The organism is Mesorhizobium sp. M0243, from assembly GCF_040321775.1.
GTDB lineage: Bacteria > Pseudomonadota > Alphaproteobacteria > Rhizobiales > Rhizobiaceae > Mesorhizobium.
In genome coordinates this window covers 44,339-62,624 of record NZ_JAMYSF010000025.1, presented here as the reverse complement: position 1 = coordinate 62,624, position 18,286 = coordinate 44,339, and the positions used below count along the sequence as shown (strand labels likewise).

The window sequence follows — 18,286 nt, the reverse complement described above, 5'->3', positions numbered from 1 at the left end:
GCGCAAAAACAAAACTGATCAGGCGGCCATCAGCCGCTTCACCAGCTTCATATCCTGCAGGAACCGTTCGCGTTCGGCTTCCTTGTCCGCCCGATCGTGGATGCGCAGGATGAAGGAGGGATGGATGGTGATGAACACGCGCAATCCGTCCTCGCGCTCGATCACTTGTCCGCGCATCTTTGTCACCGGGATCGCCTTGCCGAGCAGCGACATCGCCGCTGTCGCGCCGAGTGCCACGGCGAGGTTAGGCTTGATCAGCTCGAATTCTTGGTCGATCCACCAGCGGCAGGCCTGAATCTCACCGGAATTCGGCTTGGAGTGGATGCGGCGCTTGCCGCGCGGCTCGAACTTGAAGTGCTTGACTGCGTTGGTGACATAGACCTTTTGCCGATCGACACCGGCATCGTCCAGGATCGCATCGAACACCTTGCCGGCCGGACCAACGAAAGGTTTGCCGGCGAGATCCTCCTGATCCCCCGGCTGTTCGCCGACGAAGATCACTTTGGCATTGTCGGGGCCCTCACCGAAGACGGTCTGCGTCGCGTCGCGCCAAAGCGGGCAGCGACGGCAGCCTTTCGCTACCTCACGCAACTCGGAAATCGTGCTTGCGGCATCGTCCTCCGCCGTCTCGGCAGGCTGTTGCTTCGGCCAATGCCGTGCCTGCACCTTTGCGTGGTGCGGCGCGGGTGTTGTCGGCATCTTCGCAATCATGTCCTTGGCGGCCTTGTCCGCTCCTGCGATCATGTCTGGAATGAGCGAGGCCTCGGGAAGGTTCCGCCAATATTTCTTTGGCATCTCCCTTTGCATCGCCTTCACCTTCAGCCGCGCCGGGTTGAAGATGTTCTCGAAATAAGTCCGCCAGAGCGCCTCGGTGTCGTCTTGATCAGGCGCATCGCCCTTGGCAGCACCCGGCCCCATCGCCAGCCTTTCGCCATCCCAATCGGCGGAGGCATAGGGCGTCAGGATCGTCCAGCGCATGCCGGTGAAACGCCTGACGAAGAAATCGGCGTTGCGCTCGACGATGAAATGATCCGGCTCGAACCAGGCGACATAGCGCTCATCGGCACCGTCGCCGATTTTTCGGAAGCGCACGAAGGCGTGCATCTTGTGGCTGTCGCGCCGCACCGCCTTTTCCATGGTCTCAAGCCGCCTGGTGTCGGGATCCGACGCGATTTCCAGCAGTTTAGGCTCGTCGCGCAATCGCCAAAGCACTCTGTAGATAAAGGCAAACCGGCCGGAATCGGAATGGCAGAACGCCGTTTCGGCATGCCCGATGAAGTCGCGCGGCACGACGAGCTGCGCGCCCGCAGGCACTTCAGGCAATTCTGCCTGATCAGAGCCCGGCGCGACATGCCAGCCGACGTCCTCGGGCCTGACCTCATTCAGGGCGAGCCGCCGTGCCGCGTCACGCCAGCCGGCAAAATCCGTCTCGCTGTCGAGCCGAACTCTGTATCTGGCGAGATCGAGTTGCGCCGGCCGCATGATCAAAACAACGATAATTGTTCGCAGGAGTAGGCGATCCTGTCGCGCAGGCCGGCCTTGTCGGTCAGCGCACCAGGTGACCAGCCTTCGGCGATGATGAAGGGCCTGAGCTTGGCGACCGACTGGCAGATCCGTCCGACGTCCTCGAGCCGCATGCGCCGGTGCCGGCGCGTCTCCAAAATCTTCGCCACCACCTTGGTGCCGAGACCCGGCACCCGCAGCAGCGCTTCGCGGTCGGCGCGGTTGATGTCGACCGGAAACTGTCCCCGGTTGCGCAGCGCCCAGGCGAGCTTCGGGTCTATGGCGAGATCGAGCATGCCGTCGCTGCTCCCGGCAAGGATTTCCGGCTGTGAAAACCCATAGAACCGCATCAGCCAGTCGGCCTGATAGAGCCGGTGCTCGCGCATCAGCGGTGGTTTCAGCAAGGGCAGCGACGATGACGAATCCGGAATGGGGCTGAAAGCCGAGTAATAGACGCGCCGCAGATGATAGCTGCCATAGAGCCGCGCGCTGGTGTGAAGGATGCCGTCGTCGGATGTCTTGTCGGCGCCGATGATCATCTGCGTCGACTGACCGCCCGGCACAAAGCGTTCGCGCTTCTTGGTCTTCAAAGTCGGCTCAGCCTTCTCCTCCATCTTCTGGCGCAGCCTGGCCATGGAAAGCCGGATTGTCTCCGGCTTCTTCTCGGGCGCCAGCCGCTTCACGCCCTCATCGGTCGGCAGTTCAACGTTGATCGACAGCCGGTCGGCATAAAGCCCTGCCTTCTCGACCAGTTCCGCCGAACTTTCCGGGATCGTCTTCAGATGGATGTAGCCGGAGAACTTCTCCTCCAAGCGCAGCCGGCGTGCCACCTCGACCATCTCGCCCATGGTCTCGTCCGGTGAGCGGACGACGCCGGAGGACAGGAACAGGCCTTCGATATAGTTGCGCCTGTAGAAATCCATGGTCAGTTTCACCACCTCTTCGATGGTGAAACGGGCGCGCCGCACATTGGACGACGAGCGGTTGATGCAATAGCTGCAATCGTAGATGCAGAAATTGGTCAGCAGGATCTTGAGAAGGGAAATGCAGCGGCCATCCGGCGCGTAGGAATGACAGATGCCCATGCCTTCGGTGGAGCCGATGCCGCCGGATTTCAAGGAATCCTTTTTTGCAGCACCGGAAGAGGCGCAGGAGGCATCGTATTTGGCGGCGTCGGAGAGGATCGCCAGCTTTTCACGGACGGTAAGTGCGCTCATATGTTCATGATATGTTCTGAACAGGAGATCCGCTACCTCATTTGATGGAGGCGGCGAAAAAGTGATCGCCGCCCATCATGAATCCATCAAACCTCGTGCAGATAGAGGTGGTAATCCAGTTCGCTGACCGTGCGTGCCACCCGCAGATACTCGGACTGTTTGATCGCCACGAACGTCCGGTGCAGGTCCTCGCCGAGCGCGTTCTTCAGGAAGCTGGACGTCCGCGCCGCTTCTATCGCGGCGCGCCAGTCGACAGGCATGGTCGTGCGCGTGACCGCTGCCTCATAGCCGTTGCCGGTCGTTTCGGGGCCCGGATCGAGGCCTTCATCCATGCCCTTGATGATGCCGGCGAGCACGGTCGCGGCGATCAGATAAGGGTTGGCGTCGACGCCGGACGGGCGGTGCTCGATGCGCCGGTTCTTCGCGTCGCCTGCCGGCACGCGTAGCGCCACCGAGCGGTTGTTGACGCCCCAGGTCGGCGCCACCGGCGCATAGGATTGCGAGACGAAACGCCGCCAGGAATTGGCGTGCGGCGCAAACACCAGCATCGATTCCGCCATCGTCTGGATGAGGCCACCAAGCCCCTGCAGCAGCGGCAGCGACCAGCTCTCGCCGCCGGCTTCGGCAAAGACGTTTCGGCCGGCCTTGTCCTGCAGCGAGACGTGGAAATGCATGCCCGAGCCGGCATATTTCTCGATCGGCTTGGCCATGAAACAGGCGGTGACGCCATGGCGGCGCGCCTGCGCCCGCACAAGCCGCTTCAGCATGACCAGATCGTCGGCCGCCCGCATCACATCCTTGCGGTAGTTCAGCGTCAGTTCGTACTGGCCGGGCGCATATTCGGAAATCACCGTCTCGGCCGGAATGCCTTGCGCCTTGGCCGCGGCATAGATGTCGGAGAACAGCGGCTCCATGCCGTGCAGATGATCGACCGAATAGACTTCAGTCTTGCCCGAGACGCGGCCGTCGAGCACGGCGCGCGCGGGCTGCACCTTGCCGTCGGCGTCGCGTTCGTTGGCCAGCAGGAAGAATTCAAGTTCGAAGGCGCCGGCCGGATAGAGACCCTTGGCCGCCAGGATCTCCACCTGCCGAGCCAGCGCCAGCCGCGGATCCGACGACATCGGCCGGCCGTCGAGCATGTACATCGCCATCAGCAACTGGCCGCGCGGCGGGCTCGTGCCATAGAGCGGCACCAGCGTGCCGGGGATCGGCCAGGCCCTGAGGTCGCCGTCGCCGGTGGTCCAGATCAGCCCGGTCTCGTGTACATCCTCGCCTGTGATATCGAGGCCGAGGATCGAGATCGGCATGTGGCGGCCGCCCTCGAAGATGCTCTTCAGCTCATGCCGGCGCACGATCTTGCCACGGCCGACGCCATTGGCATCGGTCAGGACGATATCGAAGGCCTCGATCTCGGGATGGGCGTCGAGAAAGGCTTGCGCCTCGGCAGGTGTCGAGCCCGAAGGTGAGGTTATCATGGCATTGGGGTGGTCCATCGCCGCTTGTCTCATGCCGCAAGCTTCGCCGCAACCGCGCCGAAGGCGGTGATCAGCCGGTTGACCTGGGCAGCCGAGGTCGCCGGCGAGATCAGCATCATGTTGTGGAAGGGTGCGATCAGCACGCCGCGATTGACCAGCGCGACATGGATGGCGGCCTCCAGTTCCGGTGCATGCGCCATTTCCGCCTCGGCGCCATTGCGCAGCGGACCGGGCGCACAGATGAACTCGACGCGGGCGCCGACGCGGGAAACATGCCAGGGCAGACGATAGCGATCGATCACGCCGATCAGCCCGGCATCGAGCCGCCGCGCCAGATGATCCATCCGGTCGTAATTCCCCTCGGTCATCACCTCTTCGAGCGTGGCGCGCATCGCCGCGAACTGCAGCGGGTTGGCCGACAGCGTCGTGCCCATGCCGGAATAGCCCGGCTCCTTGGTCCTGTTGTAATCCGCGTAGCGTGAGGCAACGTCGTCGCTCATGCCCCAGACACTGGCCGGCACACCTCCGGCAATCGGCTTGCCCAGCACGAAGAGGTCCGGGTCGAGGCCATACTTCCTCGTATAGCCGCCGGGGCCGGTCGAGATCGTGTGCGTCTCGTCGATCAGAAGCAGCGTGCCGGCTTGGCGTGTCAGTTTGCGCAGGGCGTCATGGTAACCCGGATCGGCCAGCACCATACAGGAGTTGGTCAGCACCGGTTCGGCAATGACGCAGGCCACATCCTTATCCCTGAGCGCGGCTTCGAGTGCTGAAACATCGTTGAACTCGATGACCTTGGCCGTGCGGGTCAGGTCGCGGAACTCGCCGGCCAATCCCGGCCGGTTGACGGGCTTGCCGTCGATCAGCCGCACCATCGTCTCGTCGACCGAGCCATGATAGCAACCGTTGAAGACCAGGATTTTTTCGCGGCCGGTGATTGCGCGGGCGACGCGCAATGCAAAGCGGTTGGCGTCGGTCGCCGTCGTCGCGATCTGCCAGAACGGCATGCCGAAGCGCTGCTGCAGCAGCGACCCTATGGCCAGCGCATCTTCCGAAGGCAGCATATAGGTCAGGCCGCGTCCAGCCTGGCGGCGGATGGCGCGTGCCACCGGTGGCGGCGAATGGCCGAACATCGAGCCGGTGTCTCCAAGGCAGAAATCGTCGAGCTTGTTTCCGTCGATATCGGTGATCGTGGCACCCCTGGCGCTGTCGACCAGGATCGGGAACGGCGTCGGCCAATCGTTCATCCAGTGCATAGGCACGCCGCCGAAGAAGCCGGGCAGGCCGTTGCCGATCTTGGCTTGCGATTTTGGCCGCGCCTTGCGGAAGGCTGCCCCCTCGGTTTCGCGCAAATCGGCAATGCGGTCGCGGCCGATGCCGCCGATGGACGTCTTGGACATATCGCTGTGCATGAAAACCCCTCTGGTCGATCCCTCTTAGCCAATCCGTGTCCGCATCCGCAATTGGCCGCGCATCTGTCCTGCGTTGGCTCAGCCTTTGGCAGCGGCGCTTGACCGTGCTGCCGAAGTCAGCGCCAATATGAGCGGGATTTGAGGTGGAGGGGCAAAATGAGAACGATCATGTGTGTGGCAATGCTTCTGTCGTCGGCTGGCGCTGCCTTCGCGTCGGGTGGCATCTGGTGCTCCACCGAGGACACGGCGGCGATATTCGAGGTCGAGGCAGGCGTCACCAGAGGCATGGGCGGGCCGACCTTCAACTTTCGCGGCAACCTCGAAATTCTGAGCCGGCCTGCCGGCGACAGCCTGCGCAAGACCGTGTTCGAGGATTCCAACCTGACGCAGTACTGGCTCGACGGCAAGGAATTGCGGCTGAACATCTATCGTGAGCACGAGGCCGCGCAAAAGATCAACTCAGTTGAACTGACGATCCTGACCAAGACCAGCGACGAAGGCGTCTACGACGGGAACTATACGCTCGCCGTCTACGACGCCGCGGCGGATACGGACCAGGACGGCAAACCGGTTGAAATCAGCGGCAAAGTGTCGTGCGGAGCGGAGTGAGCGGGGTCAGGCCGTGATATCGATGACGCCGCAATCGCCGGCGGCACTACCGAAGGCGACCCGGCGTTCTTCCTTGTCCCACATCATCGAGGTGACGGCGCCCTTGCCCGGCCGTCGCAACAGCACTTCCTTGGCGTCGGCAAAACGCACCGCCATCACCATGCCGTCATCATAGCCGACGGCAACGACATCCTGGCTCGGGTGGCAGGCGACAGCCGTCACCATGGCGTTGCCGCGCGTGCCGAGCTCCAGCGGCGCCTTGCCCATCGGGCCGTCCTTGCCGGAAAACGGCCAGACGATCGCCGCCGGCGCGCCGGAACTCGCCAGCCACTTGCCCTTCACACTCCACGACAGGCTTTTGACCTTGCCGGGATAGCCGGTCATGCGCATGTGCTTGCCGTCGGCGAGCTTCCAGCCGTGCAGCGCGTTTTCCTGCATGGTGGTGACGAGGAAGGCGCCATCGGGAGAGAAGGTGACGCCGGTGTGGGCACCGGCCCATTCGAGTTCCACCGGCTTGCCCTCGGCCGCGGGGAAATGCAGCGTCGCGCCATTGTAGCGGGCAACGCCGAAGCGCATGCCCTTGGGCGAGAAGGCCAGCCCCTCCACCGAACGCGGATGGACGAATTCCCTGGTCTTGCCGTCGGCGAAGCGCACGAAGGCGGTCTTGCCTGAGGCATAGGCGATGGCGCCTTGCGGCCCGGCGGCAACGCTGGTGATCCACTTCTTGGCCGCGCTTGCCAATTCGGTGACCTCGCCGCCCGCCTTCACGGCAAACACCTTGCCGTCCTCGCCGCCGGTGATCAGCCGGTCATTGGCTGCATCATGGAAGGCGGCAAGCACCCCGTCATTGGCCTGAACTGTCTTGTGGCCATGGTCGAGCCGATGGACGGCGCCGTCGGCCATCGCAAAATGCGGCACGTCGCCGAGAAAGACGGCGGCGATGCAATGTCCCTGGAGATCAAGCGGGGCGACGGTTGGCATGGTTATCTTTATTCACCTAGACGAGATTGCAGAGACAACCCGGCGGCTTACTCGACGTTTGCGGTTCCGGCAACCATAAGGGTTGCCATCGAAGGATGTTCGATCGCGCTGTTTCGCGATCGACTCCTCGCGTTAAGCGGGTGCCGTTACAGTGTGTTTGGCAACGCCGCTATCACTTTGCGTAGCTTGGCGTTGGGCTTCGGCGGGCGTTCCAGCAGATCGAGGATACGCACGAAATCGGTGGCGGACACCCTCACTACCTCGGCGGCATCGATCGCGGGCTGGGCTTCATGCTCAGTCATGCTATCGGTCGATCTAGGCATCACTTGTTCCTACCCGAGCAAAATTACGCCTGGCAGGCGTCAAAGCTCTTCTTCAGCCGCTCGGCGTCGAGTTCACGGCCGATGAACACTAGCCGGCTCTCATGTTTCTCGCCGTCCTTCCAGGCGCGCTGGTGGTCGCCCTCGATGATCATGTGGACACCCTGGATGACATAGCGCTCGTCGTCGCCCTTGAGCGCGATGATGCCTTTCAGCCGCAGGATGTTGGGACCTTCCATCTGGGTGATCTTCTCGATCCACGGGAAGAATTTCTTCGGGTCCATCTCGCCACCGCGCAGCGACACCGACTGCACTGTCACGTCATGGATGTCGGACGCATGGTCGTGATGGTGGTGCCCGTCATGATCATGATGGTGATGATCGTGGCCGTCATGATCGTGGTCGTGATGGTGGTGATCCTCATGCGCCTCGAGGAAGTGCGGATCGTTTTCCAGTGCCCTCGACAGGTCGAAGGCCCCGCGGTCGAGCACTTCGGTCAGGTCGACGCCGGCTCGCGTCGTGCGATGGATCTTCGCCGCCGGATTGATGGCGCGGATCGTCGCCTCGACCTTGGCGAGCTCTTCTGATGTGACGAGGTCGGTCTTGTTGAGCACGACGACGTCGGCGAAGGCGATCTGGTCCTCGGCTTCCCTGGAATCCTTGAGCCGCAACGGCAGGTGCTTGGCGTCGACCAGCGCCACCACCGCGTCAAGCCTGGTCTTGGAGCGCACGTCGTCGTCCATGAAGAAGGTCTGCGCCACCGGCACCGGATCGGCGAGCCCGGTGGTCTCGACCACGATGGCGTCGAAGCGGCCTGGCCGGCGCATCAGGCCCTCGACGACACGGATCAGGTCGCCGCGCACCGTGCAGCAGATGCAGCCATTGTTCATCTCGTAGATTTCCTCGTCGGATTCCACGATCAGATCATTGTCGATGCCGATTTCGCCGAATTCGTTGACGATAACGGCGTAGCGCTTGCCGTGGTTTTCCGACAGGATGCGGTTGAGCAGCGTCGTCTTGCCGGCGCCGAGATAGCCGGTGAGAACGGTTACGGGGATCTGCGTCTGTGCGTCGCTCATGGCTTGCCTCGAAAGTGCTGGGCCTCGAAAATTCGGCCTGAGAAAAAGGGAATGTCGGCTCCATATAGGGTGTGTGTCGGGCTTTTGCACGGGGCAAACCGATGGGCCAAACCGGCTTGCCGACATTGCTGAATTTTCATTGGCGAGAGCCGCTGTGACCGCTTAGATCAGGATACGAGAGGCCAATTCGAGAGGCAAGATATGTCCGGCAAGCCATCCTCCTTCTCAATGAGCCGGCGCCAGGCGCTCGGTTTGATCGCGGTCACCGCCGGCGGTGGTGCCTTCCTGCCCGCCGCCGCGATTGCAGACCAGACTTTACCCTATGCCGGACTGGCCTTGTTCGAAAACGGCGCCGGTGTCTGCACCATTACGCCTGAAGTGACCGAGGGGCCGTTCTATTTCGACCCGAAACTCGAACGTGCGGACGTCACCGAAGGCAAGAAGGGCATAGCCCTTGGCGTTCGGCTGCAGGTTGTCGACGCGGACTGCCGCCCACTTGCCGGCGCCCGCGTCGACATCTGGCATTGCGACGCGCAAGGCGCCTATTCCGGCTATCCCAGACAGGGTGACGACCGCGACGTCGACACGTCGGGCCGGACCTTCCTGCGTGGTTGGCAAAGGACCGACGCGAGCGGCATCGTTTCCTTCGCCACCATCTATCCCGGCTGGTATCGCGGCCGCACCACCCATATCCATTTCAAGATCTTCCCTAACGACAGTTCGGTGATGACCGGACAGTTGTTCTTCCCCGACAGCCTCAGCGAGCAGATTTTCACCACGGTCGCACCCTACAACGACCGGCCGGGCAAGCGCGACACCTCGAATGCCGCGGACGGCATAGCCAGGCAGGCCGGACCGCAATCGCAGGCCGCGCTGCGCGAGCTGGAGGATGCCTATCAGGCGCTGATGATCGTAGCGGTGAAGCCTGGCTGAGCGGCGGTCACGCCACCACCCTGCTGGCGACGAAAACTCCGACGGGGAATTCGTTTGTCATCTAACTGAAATAAACATCTGGCATTAGCCACGGCGGACCACAATGCTTGCCGGCAAAGCTGTTTGAAGCACCGGAATCTTTTTGATCGTCGATTGCCAACCGGCCGGCTGCCTCTATGCTGCCCGCACCGGTACGGCCGAAGAGGGAAGACCATGGCCAAGGCGGACAAGACTGCGACAATGAGCCGGCTGCATTCGGCGGCAAGGCTGGCAAGAACGGCGCTGGCGGCGCGGCTTCTGGCGCACGGCTTCTATGCCGGCCAGGACCAGATCATGCTGTCGCTCGACCGTGAGGACGGCCAGACGCCTGGCAATCTGGCCGGACGCCTCGGCGTGCGCCCGCCGACCATCACCAAGACTATCAACCGGCTGCAGGCGCAGGGTTTTCTGGAGAAGCGCGCTTCGTCGGCCGATGCCCGTCAGGCGCATATCTTCCTCACCGACACCGGTCGCGACATCATCCACGCCATCGAGAAATCGGTGAAGAAGACCGAAAAGCAGGCGCTGAAGGGCCTCGACAAGAAGGACCAGAAGTCGCTGTTCAAACTGCTTGCCCGCATCGAGGCCAACCTCTCGAACGAGGAACTGGTGCTCATCGACGACGACGCCGAATCGGACGGCTGACCGGCGGATTGTCGCGGCAGGCGATCAGGCCGCCGCGGCAGAGCCCTGGATCAGCGACGACCAGCGTCCCGGTGTCATGCCGAACGCCTTCTTGAATTGCCTGATGAAATGGCTCTGGTCGCTGAAGCCGGCTTCGACCGCGATCTGTGCTAATGGTTCGCCGGCGGCGATCATCCGCCGCGCGCGCTGAAGCCGGCGCATCACCAGGAAGCGATGTGGACTGGTGGAGAAAGCGGCACGGAAATGCCGTGACAAGGCATAGCGATCAAGCCCGGTTACCGCTTCCAGTTCACCGGAGCGCACCGGCCGGTTCAGGTTTTCCGCGAGATAGTCGCGCGCCAGCGCAGCCGCCCGCCACGCCGTCCTGGTCATTGGCTTCGCCGACTGGCCGCCATGCCGGATCAGGCTTTGCATCAGTTGCGTCAGGAAGTCGTCGACGAACAACTCGTCGAGTTCCTGCTCCAGCGGACCCAGCGCCGAAAGCAGCGTTGCGCAAAAGGCGGCGTCCGTCACCACGCCATCCCTGACAAAAGGCAGCGAAGCGCCGCCAAGACAGGCGAGCATCAGCGACGGCTCCAGATAGAGCATTCGGTAGCGCAGGCCGTCCTCGGTGCCGGCGCCGCCGTCATGCACCTCGTCGGGATGCAGCACGATGATCTGGCCCGGAAGGCTGTGGCGCGCAGCGCCGAGATAGCGAAACGTCTGCACACCGTGCAGCGTCACCCCGATCGCATAGGTGTCGTGGCGATGCAGGTCGAACGCGCTGCCATGGAAGCGCGCCTCGATCCGCTCCATGCCTGCGGGATCGGGGGCGGAGATGATACGGTTTTCCGCCGCATCGACGCACAAACGTCCAAGACCCTTGAAAGCCTGGCTGTCTAGATCGTGCGACATCGTCTCCTTCAGCCTCGCATTGGGGCACAACCGAATGGCCAATGTCTCATGTTCGACACGAAATTTGCAATCGTGCTCGGGGAAGATCTGCCGGTCTGGCAGAAACTCAACGTCACCGCTTTCCTGACCAGCGGCATCGTCGCGCAGTTTCCCGATATCATCGGTGAACCCTATCGCGACCGCGCCGGCAATCTCTACAACCCGCTGTCGATCCAGCCGGTCATCGTTTTGTCCGCCGACCAGACAACGTTGGGGGCCATCCACCGGCGCACGCTAGAGCGCGGCGTGACCACCTCGCTCTATGTCGAGGAGATGTTTTCGACCGGCTTTGACGCGGCCAACCGTGCCGTCTTCGCCGAATTCGCGCCTGAAGACGCCAAGGTGGTCGGGATCGCGCTTCGCGCCGACAAGAAACTGGTCGATAAAATCACCAAGGGCGCCCGCATGCACGCCTAGCCAAGGCACTACGCCTGCCGGCGGCTCTTGTTGTGCCAGCAGGCTTTCACGTCGCGGCTGGCGACAATTGGCTTGCCGGGACCCGGCAATTCCCGCAAAGGTGGGCTCCAGCCTAGCTTCCCACCCGGCCTGCAAGTGAGTGCTCCCCAAAGACATGTAGAAAGCGCGACGCCCCCGGTGGCGATCCTGTGCATGCTTTCCACCTATGTCTGCTTCACCTTCCTCGACACATCAAGCAAATACCTCGTCCTTGCCGGCGTTTCCGTGCTGGTCGTTGCCTGGGTGCGCTTCGCCGTGCATGTGGTGCTGGTCGGCGCGCTGCTGCGCGGCTGGCGCGAACCGGTGCGGTTTCGTCCGGTCAACCTGCCGGCGCATATCTTGCGTGGCGCGTTCCTGTTCGGATCGACCATATTCAATGTCTTGGCGCTCAAATCCCTGCAATTGGCTGAGACAACCTCGATCTATTTCTTCGGGCCGATGGTGATCACGGCACTGGCCGGTCCGCTGCTTGGCGAGTGGGCCGGCTGGCGGCGCTGGCTGGCCATCCTGGCGGCCTTTGCCGGCGTCCTCATCATCACCCGGCCGGGCGTCGGCGTTTTCGGCATCGGACATCTCTTCGCGCTCGGCTCGATGCTGTCGAACTGCTTCTACGTCATCATGACGCGCCGCATGTCGGCGACCGAGACATCGGAAAGCCTCATCCTGTTTTCGGCGCTGGCGCCAGCGCTGCTGCTGTTGCCCCTGCTGCCGTTTTCGTTTTCCCTGCCGCATAATGGCTGGCACTGGTTCGTGCTGCTGATGCTCGGCGTGTTCGGCGGCGTCGGTCACTGGCTGCTGGTCCAGGCCTACCGGCTGGCGACAACCACGGCTTTGGCGCCCTATCCCTATTCGCAGATGGTGTGGATGATCATTTCCGGCTGGATCGTCTTCAAGCAGTTTCCCGACCGCTGGACATTGGTCGGCGCCGCCATCATCGTCGCCAGCGGTCTCTACATCGTCCATCGCGAGCATAGGCTTCGGCTGCGGAGCCGCGCGGCCTCGGATGTCGAGGCCGAAGCGTTGGCAAAAAAACTTTGATTTGCCCCCGATCGGTGGCATAACGCCGCCTTTAAACAGTTTAGGTCTGGAAGTTCAGGTCCGGGGAGCACACGTCGCTGGCACAAAAAATCAAGCTTTCGACGATCGCGGATGCGCTCGGCGTGTCCACGGCCACGGTCTCGCTGGCGCTGCGCGACAGCCCTCTGGTTGCCGGGACCACCCGTGACCGCATCAAGGAACATGCCCGCGCCATCGGCTATATCTACAACCGACGCGCCGCCAGCCTGCGCACCTCGCGTTCCGGCATTGTCGGCGTCGTCGTCCACGACATCATGAACCCATTCTTCGCCGAGATACTGCGCTCGATCGAAAGCGAGCTCGACCGCAGCCGGCAGACCTTCATCCTGTCCAATCATTATGATCAGCTCGAAAAGCAGCGCACCTTTATCGATACGCTTTTGCAGCTCGGCGCCGACGGCGTCATCATGTCGCCGGCGATAGGCACTCCGGCTTCCGACATCCTGATGGCCGAGGAGAACGGCCTCCCCGCTGTACTGATCGCGCGCACCGTCGAGGGTGCCGACGTGCCGGTGTTTCGCGGCGACGACTCTTACGGGACAGGTCTCGCCACCAACCACCTGATCTCGCTCGGCCACAAGCGCATCGCCATGATCGGCGGCACCGACCAGACCTCGACCGGCCGTGACCGCTACCAGGGCTATGTCAATGCGATGGAGGCGGCCGGGCTGGAAGTCAGGTCGTCATGGCGCATCGCCGGGCCGCGCACCAAGCAGGCCGGCTTCGAGGCCGCCGGACAGTTCCTGGCGCTGAAGGACAGGCCGACGGCTGCCTGCTGCTGGAACGACCTTGTCGCCATCGGCCTCATGAACGGCATTGCCCGTGCCGGCCTTGTGCCCGGCGTCGACATCTCCGTTACCGGCTATGATGACCTTGAGGAAGCGGCGATCGCGACGCCGGCGCTGACCACTGTCTGGAACGGCCAGCGCGAGGTTGGCCGCCGCGCCGCCAGCGCGCTGCTCGACAAGCTCAACGGCCAGACGGTGCGGCCCTCGCAGGAATTGATCAAGCCGGAACTGCATGTGCGTCAGTCGACCGGCAAGCCGGTGGAGCGTGTATGACCAAGGCCGAACAGCTGCAATCCGTCGCCATCCTGGTGCCGGGCGATTTCAACGACCATGCGGTCGACCGCATCAACCGCACGTTCAGGCGTGTCAGAATCGAACGCGCCGATCCGGCGCTCGTCACCGACGAGATGCGCAGTGATGTGCGCGGCATCGCTTCGTTTGCCGGCATCGACGCGGCGATGATGGATGCATTGCCCAACCTCGAGCTCATCGCCTCCTTTGGCGTCGGCTATGATTCGGTCGATGTCGGCCATGCCCGAGCGAAGAACATCATGGTTACCAACACGCCCGACGTGTTGACCGAGGAGGTCGCCGATACCACGATCGGGCTGTTGATCAACACCATCCGCGACCTGCCGCGCGCCGAAACCTGGCTGCGCGACGGCAGCTGGGTGCGCAACGGCAACTATCCGCTGAGCCGGCTGACCTTGCGCGGGCGCAGTGTGGGTATTTTCGGCATGGGCCGCATTGGGCAGGCCATCGCCCGGCGTCTGGAAGCTTTTGGCTTGCCGGTCGCCTACCACAACCGGCGCCGTGTCGAAGGTCTTCCATACCAGTACCATGCGACCCTGCAAGGACTTGCCGAAGCCGTCGATACGCTGATTTCGGTCGTGCCGGGGGGCGACTCGACGGAGAAGGCGGTCAATGCCGAGATCCTGTCGGCGCTTGGCGCCAACGGCGTCTTCGTCAACATCGGTCGCGGCAGCACGGTTGACGAGGCGGCGCTTGCGGCAGCCCTTGTCACCGGCACCATCGCCGCCGCCGGCCTCGACGTCTTTGCCTACGAACCGAACGTGCCCAAGGCGCTGCTCGATGCGCCCAACACCTCGCTACTGCCGCATGTCGGCTCGGCCTCGGACCATACCCGCCGCGCCATGGCGGATCTCTGCGTCGACAATCTGGTCTCCTGGTTCACCGAGCGCCGTCCGCTGACCCCGGTGCCCGAGACGGCGGAAGTCAAGGCGCGAGCTTGAGGCTGCCTCACTTATTAACGTCAGCTTAACCCTTTGGAATCATTCTTCAACCTATCCGTGTGCGTGGATGAAGAACGATGAAAACACTTTCCGTATTGATCGCTGCCGCAGCGCTGTTTGGCGGCGTTCAGCTGTTTCATCTAGGCAGCGGGGAAAGCGTGGCCAACGAGGCCACGCCGTCCAACAGCTACAGGCTGGTCGCCAATGGCGATGAGGCGGCCTGTGCAGTCAGCCGCGGGGCCGAAATTTCGGACGGCTTGTCGCTGCTCACCGTTGCTCCGAAATGCCGTCGGCTCTTGCCGGGCATAGAGCAGGCGAAGTTCTGGCGCGAGCAAAACGACGGCACGGTCGCCTTCAGCGTCAACGGTTTCGATCCGATCGTCACCTTCGCGGCTGCCGACGGCGACGGCTACGAATCCTATGCCCCGGCGCTGCCGCTGCTGTCGCTGGCGGTCACCGGCGATCCGAAATCGGGCGACTGATTATTCCGCTGCGGCCCGCGCGCCAGCCTTCGCTGCGGCGTGCAGGCGAACCGCATCGCCGAAGGCCCGGAATATTTTCACCGAGTTGCTGTCCGACTTGACCCAATATTCCGGGTGCCATTGCACGCCGACGGCGAAGGCGCGGGAGTCGCGCACCGAAACCGCCTCGACCGTGCCATCGCTGGCGACCGCCTCGATCTGCAGCTTCGAGCCGAGCCGGTCGATCGCCTGGCGGTGCAACGAATTGACCTTGATGTCGCCGGCACCGAACACGCCGGCCAGGCAGCTGCCTGGCTTGATCGAAATGGTCTGGTGGATGGCGAAGCGTTCGTCCTGTTTGTCGCTCACCGGCGCGCGGTGGTCGAGCGAACCCTCTCGCTCCTGGATCTCGGTGCCCAGCGTGCCGCCGAGCGCCACGTTCAATTCCTGGATGCCGCGGCAGATGGCGAGCAGCGGCACGCCGCGCTCGATCGCCCGGCGGATCAGCGGCAGCGTCGTGGCGTCGCGCGCCGGGTCATAGGGGCCATTGGCTTCGCTGGCGTCGCCGCCATAGAGCGAAGGATGCACATTGGATTTCGAGCCGGTAACCATGACGCCGTCGACTGACGACAGGAGCTCGTCGAAGTCGAGCCGGTCGCCGAACGATGGCACCAGCAGCGGGAACACGCCAGCGCCGGTGATCGCCGCTTCCAGATATTGCTGCGGGGCGGCATGCCAGGTGTAGTTGTCGAACTGACGGACGTCGGTCGATATGGCGACGAGCGGCTGGTGCATTTTGGCTCTGTGTTCCATTTGGGCAAGGGATGTCCTGCCTCTAAAATAGGCGATCCCTGGGTATTTTTCCATGCCAAGTTTCAGCGTGTCGCATGGGCCACGAAACATCTCGTTAGACTATAGTTGCAGGGCCGCGCGGCTTCGCCATCGAATCGGGCCAGCGTGCTGGACTCGACCTTTTGCCTGTGTATTGTTTTCCCCCAACCGACACGGGAACGAGGTATCCCGAACGTCGGTCTGTTGATCCAAAAGGGAGGAACTTCATGGATCGTCGTTCATTCATTCGTAAGGCCGGTGTCACCGGCGTCGGTGCCGCAGCGGCAGCGGCCACGCTGGCGGCGCCTGCAATAGCGCAGTCCAATCCCAAGGTGACGTGGCGGCTGGCGTCGTCCTTCCCGAAGTCGCTCGACACCATCTATGGCGGCGCCGAGGTGTTTTCCAAGATGCTGTCGGAAGCCACTGATGGCAATTTCCAGATCCAGGTCTTCGCCGCCGGCGAGCTGGTGCCGGGCCTGCAGGCCGCCGACGCCACCACGGCCGGCACGGTCGAAGCCTGCCACACGGTGGCATATTATTACTGGGGCAAGGACCCGACATGGGCGCTCGGTGCGGCCGTTCCCTTCTCGCTCAACGCGCGCGGCATGAATGCCTGGCACTACCATGGCGGCGGCATCGACCTGTTCAACGAGTTCCTCGCCACGCAGGGCCTTTTCGGCCTGCCTGGCGGCAACACCGGCGTGCAGATGGGCGGCTGGTTCCGCAAGGAAATCAACACGGTGGCCGACCTTTCCGGCCTCAAGATGCGCATCGGCGGTTTTGCCGGTAAAGTGGTGCAGAAGCTCGGCGTCGTGCCGCAGCAGATCGCCGGCGGCGATATCTATCCGGCGCTGGAAAAAGGCACCATCGACGCCGCCGAATGGGTCGGCCCCTATGACGACGAGAAGCTCGGCTTCTACAAGGTCGCGCCCTATTACTACTATCCCGGCTGGTGGGAAGGCGGCCCGACCGTCCACCTGATGTTCAACAAGGCGAAATACGACGAGCTTTCGCCGGCTTACAAGTCGCTGCTGCGCACCGCGGCACAAGCGGCCGACGCCAACATGCTGCAGAAATACGATTATCTGAACCCTGCAGCGGTGAAGCGGCTGGTGGCTGGCGGCGCGAAACTGCGCCCGTTCAGCCAGGAGATCATGGCCGCCTGTTTCGAAAAGGCCAACGAGGTCTATGCCGAAATGGAAGCCTCCAACGCCCCGTTCAAGAAGATCTGGGAATCGATCAAGGGCTTCCGCAAGGAGCATTATCTCTGGGCGCAGGTGGCCGAATACAATTACGACACCTTCATGATGGTGCAGCAGCGCAACGGGAAGCTGTAATCAGCCCATCGCATTGACGCAAAAGACCCCGGGCCTGCTCGCCCGGGGTCTTTCTTTTCAGGCCGGCGAGGAACTGACCTCGACCAGTATTCCGCCCGGCGCGTGGCAATAGAAGCTCGTCGAACTGACGCCGCCGCGCGTCAATTTTTGAAACTCACATCATCGATAGTCGCGAAATGTAGCCGAGAATATAGTTGGCAAATGTCTACCGGTTAGCTCATTCTCACCAACCAAAAATAGCTCTACCGCGATAGTTGATCGAAGGGGGTGGATTATGTCAGATCAAACGCCTGGACTTAGGAAATCATTTGTCGGCGACGAATCGACCGATGAGGTGTTTGGATGGCTAGATCAGGCACTTGATGACAACGCTCAACGACTTCCGATCGGAATCCGCATGAGCAACAGCCTGTTCAAGATGGCCGGCAAGCCGGATGAGTACCGCGGCGTGAAAATTGCGATGGACCCCGACCTCTATCCAGATGCAACCGTCAGCATTGTGTTCGAATAAGTGACAGATCGTGGGCATCTTCCGTTGGCCTCAGTTTTCTCCTATGTTTTGGACATGCAAATACATGCTTGGCGAAAAAGTATCTGCCTTGCGCTTATGCTTTCTGCCACGCCAGCGAATTCGCAAAACATCGTGGCCTTCATCACCGGCAACGATTTGAACGATTTTTGTATGCAGTCACCGATCCAAGTTTTCGGATACCTTGAGGGTCTGGTGGACGGAGAGGTTTTTGAGCCTCAGCATTATTGCCTTCCTGAAGGTGTTCAAATCCGGCAATTGAAGGAAGTCACTTGCCGGTTCTTACAAGATCATCCCGAGAGCCGACAACAGCCCGCTCCTAGCCTTGTCAGAATGTCTTTCCGAGCAGCTTGGCCGTGCCCATGAGAGCGGGAATCCATGCCATGATTTACGCTCTCCAATTTGCTGCCT

At 62.4% G+C, this 18,286-nt stretch carries 20 protein-coding genes; 11 read left to right on the top strand and 9 right to left on the bottom strand.

Translation table 11 applies throughout. From position 1 onward, the window contains the following. Positions 1 to 18: 18 nt before the first annotated feature. The 4 genes from NKJ11_RS26185 to NKJ11_RS26170 form a co-directional block, all read right to left on the bottom strand. On the bottom strand, positions 19 to 1,482 hold the full coding sequence (locus tag NKJ11_RS26185; protein WP_352442655.1) for a UdgX family uracil-DNA binding protein: 1,464 nt from the start codon (positions 1,480 to 1,482) through the stop codon (positions 19 to 21). A gap of 2 nt (positions 1,483 to 1,484) precedes the next feature. After that, positions 1,485 to 2,720 carry a putative DNA modification/repair radical SAM protein gene (locus tag NKJ11_RS26180; RefSeq protein WP_023813618.1) on the bottom strand — a complete coding sequence of 412 codons (1,236 nt, stop codon included), beginning with the start codon at positions 2,718 to 2,720 and terminating at the stop codon, positions 1,485 to 1,487. Between the two features lie 86 nt (positions 2,721 to 2,806). Continuing rightward, positions 2,807 to 4,228 (bottom strand): glutamine synthetase family protein, encoded by a 1,422-nt coding sequence (locus NKJ11_RS26175; RefSeq protein WP_502895369.1) that lies wholly within the window; start codon positions 4,226 to 4,228, stop codon positions 2,807 to 2,809. Further along, complete coding sequence (locus NKJ11_RS26170; protein ID WP_352611599.1) at positions 4,225 to 5,604, bottom strand: aspartate aminotransferase family protein; 1,380 nt, start codon at positions 5,602 to 5,604, stop codon at positions 4,225 to 4,227. The genes NKJ11_RS26175 and NKJ11_RS26170 overlap by 4 nt, the downstream gene beginning before the upstream one ends. 156 nt (positions 5,605 to 5,760) lie before the next feature. Here NKJ11_RS26170 and NKJ11_RS26165 point away from each other — a divergent pair, with 156 nt between their 5' ends. Next, entirely contained in the window at positions 5,761 to 6,213 is a 453-nt protein-coding gene (locus tag NKJ11_RS26165; RefSeq protein ID WP_352611598.1) for a hypothetical protein, read from the top strand. 6 nt (positions 6,214 to 6,219) lie between these two features. On the opposite strand, the gene NKJ11_RS26160 is transcribed toward NKJ11_RS26165, so the two are convergent. From NKJ11_RS26160 to NKJ11_RS26150, 3 genes are all read right to left on the bottom strand, one after another. Continuing rightward, positions 6,220 to 7,194 (bottom strand): WD40 repeat domain-containing protein, encoded by a 975-nt coding sequence (locus tag NKJ11_RS26160; protein ID WP_352794635.1) that lies wholly within the window; start codon positions 7,192 to 7,194, stop codon positions 6,220 to 6,222. Positions 7,195 to 7,340: 146 nt separating this feature from the next. Further along, positions 7,341 to 7,496, bottom strand: a complete 156-nt coding sequence (locus NKJ11_RS26155; RefSeq protein WP_502895800.1) for a type II toxin -antitoxin system TacA 1-like antitoxin — start codon at positions 7,494 to 7,496, stop codon at positions 7,341 to 7,343. A gap of 44 nt (positions 7,497 to 7,540) precedes the next feature. Beyond that, on the bottom strand, positions 7,541 to 8,593 hold the full coding sequence (locus NKJ11_RS26150) for a CobW family GTP-binding protein (protein ID WP_352611596.1): 1,053 nt from the start codon (positions 8,591 to 8,593) through the stop codon (positions 7,541 to 7,543). A gap of 201 nt (positions 8,594 to 8,794) precedes the next feature. Here NKJ11_RS26150 and NKJ11_RS26145 point away from each other — a divergent pair, with 201 nt between their 5' ends. Beyond that, a complete protein-coding gene (locus tag NKJ11_RS26145) occupies positions 8,795 to 9,526 on the top strand; it encodes an intradiol ring-cleavage dioxygenase (RefSeq protein WP_352442659.1) in 732 nt (243 codons plus the stop codon). A 213-nt stretch (positions 9,527 to 9,739) separates the two neighbouring features. Next, a complete protein-coding gene (locus NKJ11_RS26140; protein ID WP_352442660.1) occupies positions 9,740 to 10,210 on the top strand; it encodes a MarR family winged helix-turn-helix transcriptional regulator in 471 nt (156 codons plus the stop codon). Positions 10,211 to 10,234: 24 nt separating this feature from the next. On the opposite strand, the gene NKJ11_RS26135 is transcribed toward NKJ11_RS26140, so the two are convergent. Further along, on the bottom strand, positions 10,235 to 11,104 hold the full coding sequence (locus NKJ11_RS26135) for an AraC family transcriptional regulator (protein ID WP_352794633.1): 870 nt from the start codon (positions 11,102 to 11,104) through the stop codon (positions 10,235 to 10,237). A 48-nt stretch (positions 11,105 to 11,152) separates the two neighbouring features. On the opposite strand from NKJ11_RS26135, the gene NKJ11_RS26130 reads away from it, so the two are divergent. The 5 genes from NKJ11_RS26130 (at position 11,153) to NKJ11_RS26110 (ending at position 15,199) form a co-directional block, all read left to right on the top strand. Next, on the top strand, positions 11,153 to 11,560 hold the full coding sequence (locus tag NKJ11_RS26130; protein WP_352753151.1) for a DUF2000 family protein: 408 nt from the start codon (positions 11,153 to 11,155) through the stop codon (positions 11,558 to 11,560). Between the two features lie 192 nt (positions 11,561 to 11,752). After that, positions 11,753 to 12,637, top strand: coding sequence for a DMT family transporter (locus NKJ11_RS26125; RefSeq protein WP_352753153.1), 885 nt, complete (start codon positions 11,753 to 11,755; stop codon positions 12,635 to 12,637). A gap of 77 nt (positions 12,638 to 12,714) precedes the next feature. Further along, entirely contained in the window at positions 12,715 to 13,737 is a 1,023-nt protein-coding gene (locus NKJ11_RS26120) for a LacI family DNA-binding transcriptional regulator (RefSeq protein WP_352673202.1), read from the top strand. Further along, the gene (locus NKJ11_RS26115) at positions 13,734 to 14,717 is read left to right on the top strand and encodes a 2-hydroxyacid dehydrogenase (protein ID WP_352794631.1); all 984 of its coding nucleotides are present in this window, start codon (positions 13,734 to 13,736) and stop codon (positions 14,715 to 14,717) included. Before NKJ11_RS26120 ends, NKJ11_RS26115 begins: the two co-directional genes overlap by 4 nt. Before the next feature lie 77 nt (positions 14,718 to 14,794). Then, a complete protein-coding gene (locus NKJ11_RS26110; RefSeq protein WP_352794629.1) occupies positions 14,795 to 15,199 on the top strand; it encodes a hypothetical protein in 405 nt (134 codons plus the stop codon). Here the strand turns inward: NKJ11_RS26110 and NKJ11_RS26105 are convergent, their stop codons facing one another. Next, positions 15,200 to 15,973: a gamma-glutamyl-gamma-aminobutyrate hydrolase family protein gene (locus NKJ11_RS26105; protein WP_126067369.1), complete on the bottom strand. Its 774-nt coding sequence runs from the start codon at positions 15,971 to 15,973 to the stop codon at positions 15,200 to 15,202. A gap of 263 nt (positions 15,974 to 16,236) precedes the next feature. On the opposite strand from NKJ11_RS26105, the gene NKJ11_RS26100 reads away from it, so the two are divergent. From NKJ11_RS26100 to NKJ11_RS26090, 3 genes are all read left to right on the top strand, one after another. Next, positions 16,237 to 17,346: a TRAP transporter substrate-binding protein gene (locus NKJ11_RS26100; protein WP_136621867.1), complete on the top strand. Its 1,110-nt coding sequence runs from the start codon at positions 16,237 to 16,239 to the stop codon at positions 17,344 to 17,346. A 274-nt stretch (positions 17,347 to 17,620) separates the two neighbouring features. Then, positions 17,621 to 17,857 carry a hypothetical protein gene (locus NKJ11_RS26095; RefSeq protein ID WP_352794626.1) on the top strand — a complete coding sequence of 79 codons (237 nt, stop codon included), beginning with the start codon at positions 17,621 to 17,623 and terminating at the stop codon, positions 17,855 to 17,857. 54 nt (positions 17,858 to 17,911) lie between these two features. Beyond that, entirely contained in the window at positions 17,912 to 18,241 is a 330-nt protein-coding gene (locus tag NKJ11_RS26090; protein ID WP_352794653.1) for a Rap1a/Tai family immunity protein, read from the top strand. Positions 18,242 to 18,286 lie beyond the last annotated feature (45 nt).